Origin of the sequence: Fulvivirga sp., from assembly GCF_040220315.1 — a bacterium.
GTDB lineage: Bacteria > Bacteroidota > Bacteroidia > Cytophagales > Cyclobacteriaceae > Fulvivirga.
In genome coordinates this window covers 1-8,208 of record NZ_JAVJUY010000055.1, presented here as the reverse complement: position 1 = coordinate 8,208, position 8,208 = coordinate 1, and the positions used below count along the sequence as shown (strand labels likewise).

Annotated in this window: 8 protein-coding genes; 4 read left to right on the top strand and 4 right to left on the bottom strand. The window is 38.5% G+C overall.

The genetic code is table 11. The annotated features are described in order from the left end of the window. Positions 1 to 178: 178 nt before the first annotated feature. Genes RLO81_RS02580 through RLO81_RS02570 form a run of 3 tightly spaced genes read right to left on the bottom strand, consistent with a single transcriptional unit; the run spans position 179 to position 2,988 of the window. The gene (locus RLO81_RS02580; RefSeq protein WP_350106805.1) at positions 179 to 790 is read right to left on the bottom strand and encodes a fumarylacetoacetate hydrolase family protein; all 612 of its coding nucleotides are present in this window, start codon (positions 788 to 790) and stop codon (positions 179 to 181) included. Positions 791 to 807: 17 nt separating this feature from the next. Beyond that, the gene (locus RLO81_RS02575; protein WP_350106802.1) at positions 808 to 1,611 is read right to left on the bottom strand and encodes an exonuclease domain-containing protein; all 804 of its coding nucleotides are present in this window, start codon (positions 1,609 to 1,611) and stop codon (positions 808 to 810) included. 9 nt (positions 1,612 to 1,620) lie between these two features. Further along, positions 1,621 to 2,988 carry a UDP-N-acetylmuramate--L-alanine ligase gene (locus RLO81_RS02570; protein WP_350106799.1) on the bottom strand — a complete coding sequence of 456 codons (1,368 nt, stop codon included), beginning with the start codon at positions 2,986 to 2,988 and terminating at the stop codon, positions 1,621 to 1,623. A gap of 323 nt (positions 2,989 to 3,311) precedes the next feature. Between RLO81_RS02570 and dnaB the strand changes: the two genes are divergently transcribed. Then, a complete protein-coding gene (dnaB, locus tag RLO81_RS02565; RefSeq protein WP_350106797.1) occupies positions 3,312 to 4,892 on the top strand; it encodes a replicative DNA helicase in 1,581 nt (526 codons plus the stop codon). Between the two features lie 66 nt (positions 4,893 to 4,958). Continuing rightward, positions 4,959 to 5,951: a zinc-binding dehydrogenase gene (locus RLO81_RS02560; RefSeq protein WP_350106794.1), complete on the top strand. Its 993-nt coding sequence runs from the start codon at positions 4,959 to 4,961 to the stop codon at positions 5,949 to 5,951. A 75-nt stretch (positions 5,952 to 6,026) separates the two neighbouring features. Here the strand turns inward: RLO81_RS02560 and RLO81_RS02555 are convergent, their stop codons facing one another. Next, a complete protein-coding gene (locus tag RLO81_RS02555; protein WP_350106791.1) occupies positions 6,027 to 6,347 on the bottom strand; it encodes a tetratricopeptide repeat protein in 321 nt (106 codons plus the stop codon). Positions 6,348 to 6,439: 92 nt separating this feature from the next. Here RLO81_RS02555 and RLO81_RS02550 point away from each other — a divergent pair, with 92 nt between their 5' ends. Beyond that, on the top strand, positions 6,440 to 7,177 hold the full coding sequence (locus RLO81_RS02550) for an electron transfer flavoprotein subunit beta/FixA family protein (protein WP_350106789.1): 738 nt from the start codon (positions 6,440 to 6,442) through the stop codon (positions 7,175 to 7,177). A 24-nt stretch (positions 7,178 to 7,201) separates the two neighbouring features. Beyond that, complete coding sequence (locus RLO81_RS02545) at positions 7,202 to 8,161, top strand: electron transfer flavoprotein subunit alpha/FixB family protein (protein WP_350106786.1); 960 nt, start codon at positions 7,202 to 7,204, stop codon at positions 8,159 to 8,161. Positions 8,162 to 8,208: the final 47 nt, after the last annotated feature.

The following is an 8,208-nucleotide window of genomic DNA, read 5'->3' as shown; positions in this document are numbered from 1 at the left end:
CCCTTCCGTTCTAATATCAATACCTGTATGAAAGTGGGTAGATCGCAGCTCACCCATGGTGCCGGCCAGCGTGTTTTGCGTGCCCGGCTTGATTGGAAACATGTAATACGCTTCGCTACGATAGTCGGCCGCCTCTAGCTGAGCAAAGCAGCTTAAATATTGCCCAAATAACAGCGCACTACTTAATATTAACTTCCAACAATTTCTCATCCTCTATAAATCCCTCCAGTTTTTGTCCAATTTCAATAGGCCCAACTCCGCTTGGTGTACCTGTAAATATTAAATCACCTGTTTTTAATGTGAAGAATTTCGACAAGTATGATACCATGTAATCAAAGCCAAACAGCATCAATGATGTATTTCCTTGTTGCCGTACTTCATTATTAACCTTTAACGAAAAGTTGATATTATTTATATCTTTAAAACCAGATAAAGGTAAAAAGTTCGAAATGGGGGCTGAACCATCAAAGCCTTTGGCTATGGCCCAAGGTAACCCTTTTTCCTTAGCCTTTGATTGCAGGTCTCTGGCCGTAAAATCTATTCCTAGTCCTATTTGATCGTAATACTTATGAGCGAATTTCTCTTCAATATTTTTACCTACTTTACAAACTCTGAGCACCAATTCTATTTCATGGTGGATATCCTTCGAATAATCCGGGTAATAGAAGTCTTCACCATTTTTAAGTAGAGCAGTGTCTGGCTTGGTGAATATGACAGGCTCAGAAGGACGTTCATTGTTTAGCTCTTTGATGTGCTCAGCATAATTGCGGCCTATGGCTAGGATTTTCATAATAATCGGGCTTTAGATTAACCATTAATTCCCCTCAACTTAATCTCGGTCAGTTTTCTTTTGGTGTCTTGCGGAAAGTCACCGTTCATCATCCAATTGTAATAGCCGGGCTCTTTTTCAAGTACATCTGTTACTAACCGATTTCGAAACTTACCAAAATTAAATACTTCCTTACCGTCTTTATTGAGCACCATTCGGCCCGCAAGGTCTACGAGGTTAGAACTTGTAATTTCGTGTAAAACGCTCATGTCATTTTTAATGACTCCTACCTTTTTGCCAAGGTTATCTACCACATCCTCACCGTCATACTTTTCTACTTGTGCTTGTAGCACTTCAAGAGTAGCCAAAGTATCTGCTTCTGCGCTATGGGCGTCATCCAGAGTTTTGCCACAATAGAATTGATAGGCAGCAGATAGTGTACGCTTTTCCATCATGTGGAATATCTTTTGCACATCAATGAGCTTGCGTTTCGAAGTATCAAAATCAACTCCGGCTCTTAGAAACTCTTCCACCAGCAGTGGCACATCAAATTTCAGAATATTAAAGCCTGCCAAGTCCGATCCTTCCAGAAATTGGGCTAAGCTCTTCGCAATATTTTTAAATGTAGGTGCGTCTTTTACATCCTCATCATATATCCCATGGATTAGACTGGTTTCCACTGGTATAGGAACGGTCGGGTTTATCTTGTTCGTCTTGGTAATTGTTTCGCCATTGGGCATTACTTTAACTACAGATATTTCAACTATTCTATCCTGCACTGTATTAGTGCCTGTTGTTTCAAGATCAAAAAATGTGAGTGGGTTTCTAAGGTTTAATTTCATTTAAATTAGTTACTTTAAAAGCGCTGGAAGTGCGTGATAGTCAAGGCCATTAAACGTGCCAGAAGTCATTAATAGTAGATTTTTATTTCTCCAATTTTGTTTTTTTAAGAACTCTAGCATTTCATCCCTGTCATCAAAAACGTTGAGATTGGCTTCATTAAAACTCTTTTTGATATCCTCTTTTGTTATGGGCTCCATCTGCTTTTTCTCAAGTGTACTAGGGCTGTAATACACAACGGGTACGTTGGCATATTTCATTGTGCCTTTATACTGATTAATAAAATCTTTATTTAAACTGCTGAACGTATGAAGCTCCAGACAGGCCACCAGATCTCTTGCTGGGTATTGTTCTTTCACTGCTAGCGTAGTAGCCTTTACTTTTGATGGTGCATGGGCGTAATCTTTATAAATCGCCATGCCACTATTCTCGCCAATTAGCTCTAATCTTTTATCTGCGCCTCTAAAAGATTGAATAGCCAAATAGAACATATCGGATGTAATACCTATTCTCTTCAACACAGCCAGCGCGCCACTTATATTCTGAAGGTTATGTTTGCCGAACAGTTTAATTGGATAACTCTCATTGCCATCTGTTAAATAAGTAACACCATTTTCAATGCTGTGTGGATGTGTTTTATATGGAATTTCATTTACATCTTCACGCCCTTTCTGACCGATAACGGTACCCAGGGAGTCGTCATCACTGTAAATAAGTGAGCCAGCCTTTGGAGTAGCATCTGCAAACAAATCAAACTGTTTTACATACTCTTCTTCAGTAGGGAATACGTTAATATGATCCCACCAAACACCGGAAATAAGTCCAATATGATGATGATATTTCAAAAATTTAGGAGTTCTATCGATGGGGGAAGAAAGGTATTCATCGCCTTCAATTATAATAATAGGAGCATTAGATAATTGAACCATCTCTTCAAATCCGTCTATTCTTGCGCCAACAGCATAATCAAACTTCTTGTTGTGATATTGCAATACGTGCATGATTATAGAAGTGATGGTAGTTTTTCCATGACTTCCTGCAATCACAATGCGTTGCTTATCTATAGACTGCTCGTAGATATAATCGGGGAAAGAATAAATTTTTATGCCTAATTCCTGTGCTTTCTTTAGCTCGGGGTTATCTTCCCTTGCATGCATGCCGAGAATGACTGCATCCAAATCCTTGTGAATTTTGCTTTCATCCCATCCAACATGGTCGGGTAACAGGCCATTCTTCTTTAAAAGCGAACGGGAGGGTTCAAAAATTTCGTCATCCGAACCGGTGATATTAAAGCCTTTTTTCTTTAGCGCAATGGCCAGATTATGCATAATACTACCACCAATGGCTATAAAATGTATGTTTTGTGATTCTTGACTCATGAATGGATAGGTTAAAAGTCAAAAATAGAAGAAAAAATATAAAAACAGGACAATTTTTCTTCTTTGACCTTTGTTTATAACATTGTGGATAACTTTTTATTTTGTTGATAAGCACACAATTTTTTCACAATTATTTGTGTATATTCTTTCAAATGCGGTGGAAAAGGAGGGTGCTTCTTGCCTAAGTAGCCGATAGATAAACAGGAGGCTTGACTTTTGTAAACATTGAATAAAATTTTGGGATCATCCACCTTAATTGTACCGCTTTCAAATTCTTTTTAGGTTTGGCATTGCGAGTTAAAATTTAAACCGACAATCACTACATGGAAAACAAATCTTCGTCTTTAAGAGTAGGGCATAAGTCAAACAGGCTTGTGAAAGATATCAATGATACCTTAGGGAAACTCCCTCCTCAGGCGATTGATTTGGAAGAAGCGGTATTAGGTGCGTTAATGTTAGAAAAAGACGCACTTTCTACCGTTATCGACATTCTTACCCCAGAGAGTTTTTATCAAGACAGCCACAAGGAAATATACAAGGCTATTGTTGTTCTTTTCAATAATTCTGAGCCTGTAGATATGCGAACAGTGGTAAGCCAGTTGAGAAAAAATGGCAAGCTGGAGTTGGTTGGCGGCTCGTATTATATAGCTGAATTAACATCTAAAGTTTCTTCTGCGGCTAATATTGAGTACCACGCACGTATTGTTACAGAAATGGCCATTAAGCGGGAGCTGATTAAAGTAGCTTCTGAGATACATCACGATGCGTATGAAGATACAACTGATGTATTTCAATTGTTAGACAAAACAGAAAGTGCTCTTTTTGAAATCTCTGAAGCCAATATTCGAAAGAATTATGACAACATGACTTCACTTATGGCTCAGGCAATTCACGAGCTGGAGGAAAGAAAAAATCATAAAGATGGCTTAACGGGTGTGCCAAGTGGATTTACTGCATTAGACAGGGTAACATCTGGCTGGCAAAAATCGGATCTGGTGATTATAGCTGCGAGACCCGGCATGGGTAAAACTGCCTTCGTAGTTTCTGCACTTCGAAATGCAGCCGTAGATTTTAATCAGGCCGTGGCAATCTTTTCTTTAGAGATGTCATCTGTTCAGTTAGTGAACAGACTTATATCTGCGGAAGCGCAATTAGAAAGTGAGAAAATTAAAAAGGGTAATCTGGAAGATTACGAATGGCAGCAGCTTATTCACAAGACTAACAAGCTGAGTAAGGCACCAATTTTTATTGATGATACACCAGCATTATCAATTCTGGAATTAAGAGCCAAGTGTAGAAGACTAAAAGCTCAGCATGATGTTCAGCTGATTGTAATTGATTACTTGCAGCTTATGAGTGGCGATAGTTCTAAAGGTGGTGGTAACCGTGAACAAGAAATTGCATCTATTTCAAGGGCCTTAAAAGGTATCGCCAAGGAATTGGATGTACCAGTGATTGCACTTTCTCAGTTAAGCAGGGCTGTAGAGACCCGAGGTGGTGATAAGCGTCCACAACTTTCGGATTTGAGGGAATCAGGCTCTATTGAGCAAGATGCCGATATGGTGATGTTCCTTTATCGACCGGAATATTACGGCATAACCGAAGATGAGAACGGAATGCCTACTTCTGGCGTTGGTGAGGTAATCATTGCCAAGCATCGAAACGGTTCTCTTGAAAATGTTCAGCTCAAGTTCATCGGTAAGTACACCAAATTCTCCGATTTGGATACGCATAGTTTTGGTGAGCCATTCCCAGGTGGCGGTGGAATTCCTTCAGAATTTGACGATTCTAAAACCCAAACTTTTGGTAGCAAACTCAATGAAAATCTTGATTTAGGTAGTCCGAATGACTCTGCAGGCTTTGGGTATTCTGGTGCTGATGACGATGAAGATGCGCCTTTCTAGTAAATACGTTATTTAACGTATTGATACGATCAATTCCTTTTATTACCTTCATTTAAAATTACTATTATGAAGGCATTAGCAATTGTTTCCGCTGGCAAGATCAAAATTATAAATAAAGATCGGCCCAAGCCTGAGCCAAATCAGGCCATAATTAAAGTAAGTGCTGCAGCACTCAACAAAAGAGATCAGTTTATACGAGAAGGTAAGTATCCAAATATCCAGTTTGGGTCAACACTTGGCTCAGATGCAGTAGGAGAGGTGGTAGAAGTTGGGGAGTCAGTTTCGAAAAAGCTGATCGGAAGACGAGTTATCATTAACCCTAATATTGGCTGGGGAAATAATGAGCAAGTTCAGTCCAGAGTTTACTCAATTTTGGGTATGCCGTCTGATGGAACATTTGCAGAGTTTGTGGCTGTGGAAGAAGGCCGGCTACATCCTGTACCTGGTCATTTATCCGATGAGGAAGCTGCTTCAATACCATTGGCAGGATTAACCGCCTACCGCGCATTATTTCGACATGGTGAGATTAAGAAAAATGAAAACATATTAATCTCTGGATTTGGTGGAGGTGTAGCACAATTTGCATTCCAATATGCCATGGCATTTGGGGCTAATGTTTTTGTAACATCTGGAAGTAATGAAAAGATAGAAAAAGCTATTTCTCTGGGGGCTCAGGCAGGGTATAATTACACCAATCCTGATTGGCATAAAAACCTTTGGCAAACAAAGGGTGGTTTTGATGTAGTTATAGATAGTGCCGGAGGAGATCAGGTAAATACGTTTGTGAAGTTGATGAGGCCTGGCGGTCGAATAGTTTTTTATGGTGCAACGAATGGGTTGCCTTCTTCCTTAGACTTATACAGAATGTTTTGGAACCAAATTAAGTTGCAGGGAAGTACCATGGGTAATGATAAGGAGTTTGTGAAAATGCTTGACTTCATTACTGAGCATAAGATTAAACCTTTAATAGATTCTGTAAGGCCGTTCGATGAAATTGAAAGTGCTTTTGATGAAATTGCAACGTCCTCTAAGCTAGGTAAACTTGTGGTTAAACTTTAACTTGAGTTAAGTATTTATTATCCATCTGATTTACTGATAGTTATAAAATGATATACTAAAAATATTAGTAGAATTTTATTCAAAGAACTCAAGCTCTTGCAGCGCATTTTTTAATTCACGTAGCGTGTTTTGATTATTCTGAATTTCAGCAATTTCTATCCCTTTTCGGTACAATTGTTTCGCCAATTCAATCTCATCTAGTTCTTCATAAAGGTGCGCAACCTGATAATATGTGGCTAAATAATCCGGATGATTTTGGAGTAAAATTTCAAAATACTTTCTTGATTTCTCCAGATCGAATTTCCAATATTCCATCGCAATACCGTAAATGATAAACGGGTCTTTAGAATCTTCTTGATAGTAATTTAAGAGTTGGTCAAGTCTGTCTGAATTCATCTAGTATTCAATTTTTATTTGCTTCATTATTCGTTATCTTCACGGGCAAATTTAATACCTTAAATTACAACATTTTAAATCCATATATATAGATGAAAATATTAGTTTGTATTACTCATGTACCTGATACAACATCTCGTATAACGTTCACCGATGGTGATACTAAATTTGATACGAATGGTGTTCAGTTTATCATTGGTCCATACGATGATTATGCATTAGCAAGAGCAGTTGAATTGAAAGAACAATCAGGTGGTTCCATCACCGTTTTAAATGTTGGTGGTGCAGAATCTGAACCTACCATTAGAAAGGCTTTGGCTATTGGCGCTGATGATGCCATTCGTGTAAATGCAGAACCAACAGACTCTCTTTTTGTAGCTGCAGAAATTGCTAATGTAGCAAAAGACGGTGGCTATGATTTAATATTAATGGGTAGAGAATCGATTGACTTCAATGGAGGAATGGTGCATGGAATGGTTGGTGAAATATTAGGTATTCCATCAATTTCGCCTGTAATGACATTGGATATTGATGGTGATACTGCTAAAATGTCAAGAGAAATAGAAGGAGGAAAAGAGTATTTAGAAGTAAAAATGCCGTTTGTTGCTGGTTGTCAAGAGCCAATTGCTGAATGGAAAATACCAAATATGAGAGGTATTATGTCTGCTAGAACAAAACCTTTAAATGTAGTTGAGCCATCAGCAAATCAGTCAAGTACAAAACTTGAAAAGTACGAAATGCCACCGGCAAAAGGTGCTGTAAAAATGATTGATGCCGACAATGTGGAAGAATTAGTAAGCTTGCTGAAAAATGAGGCTAAAGTAATATAAGTTTAATCTAAAGAGAATTTAATTTTGTCATCAATATTAGTATTTGTAGAAAGTGCTGAAGGAGCTATTAAGAAGACCTCTTTAGAGGCTGTTTGCTATGCGAAAGGCATGGGAGGCGATGTAACCGTTATTGCTTTTGGCAATGAAGTAAATAGCAATGAGTTAGCAGGTTTAGGAAAATATGGAGCTTCAAAAGTGCTTCATGTAAATGATGAAAAATATAATAAAGGAGTTATTCAAGCGTATGCATCAGTTATTGCAGATGCAATGGAGAAAGAGGGAGCTGATGTATTAGTGTTAGCGAATTCCTCTTTAGGAAACCCTGTTTCAGCGAGAGTAGCTGTTAAAGTAGATGCAAGTTTAGTTTCGAACGTTACTGAATTGCCAGATACATCAGCAGGCTTCAAGGTAAAAAGAAGTATCTACACTGGTAAAGCATTTGCCAACGTTGATCTAACCAAAGACAAGAAAATATTAGCTATTAAGAAAAATGCTGCTGAAGTAAAAGAAGTGGAGGGTTCAGCCACAGTAGATTCTTTTGCTGCAAGTGCGCCTGATAGCGATTTTAGGACGAATATCACCAAAACTGAGAAGGCTACTGGCGAAATATTACTACCAGAAGCAGAGTTGGTTGTTTCAGGAGGAAGAGGTTTGAAAGGACCTGAAAATTGGGGTATGATTGAAGAATTGGCCAAAACTTTAGGCGCTGCTACGGGTTGTAGTAAGCCTGTTTCTGATATGGACTGGAGACCTCACCACGAACATGTTGGTCAAACTGGAGTGAAAGTAAGTCCTCAACTTTATATTGCGGTTGGTATTTCTGGTGCAATTCAGCATTTAGCGGGAGTTAACTCTTCTAAAAATATTGTAGTAATTAATAAAGATCCGGAGGCACCATTCTTTAAGGCAGCTGATTACGGTATTGTAGGGGATGCGTTTGAGGTAGTTCCGAAACTAACTGAAGCGTTAAAGGCAGCGAAATAAAATTAGGTGGATAAATTACGCTTAGAAATATTAGGACTGTCGTCCAG

Excerpts from the sequence above, each read along its gene's own strand:
- RLO81_RS02570 (WP_350106799.1), bottom strand. The coding sequence starts at position 2,988 with ATGAGTCAAGAATCACAAAACATACATTTTATAGCCATTGGTGGTAGT.
- RLO81_RS02575 (WP_350106802.1), bottom strand. The coding sequence starts at position 1,611 with ATGAAATTAAACCTTAGAAACCCACTCACATTTTTTGATCTTGAAACA.
- dnaB (WP_350106797.1), top strand. The coding sequence starts at position 3,312 with ATGGAAAACAAATCTTCGTCTTTAAGAGTAGGGCATAAGTCAAACAGG.
- RLO81_RS02555 (WP_350106791.1), bottom strand. The coding sequence starts at position 6,347 with ATGAATTCAGACAGACTTGACCAACTCTTAAATTACTATCAAGAAGAT.
- RLO81_RS02550 (WP_350106789.1), top strand. The coding sequence starts at position 6,440 with ATGAAAATATTAGTTTGTATTACTCATGTACCTGATACAACATCTCGT.
- RLO81_RS02560 (WP_350106794.1), top strand. The coding sequence starts at position 4,959 with ATGAAGGCATTAGCAATTGTTTCCGCTGGCAAGATCAAAATTATAAAT.
- RLO81_RS02580 (WP_350106805.1), bottom strand. The coding sequence starts at position 790 with ATGAAAATCCTAGCCATAGGCCGCAATTATGCTGAGCACATCAAAGAG.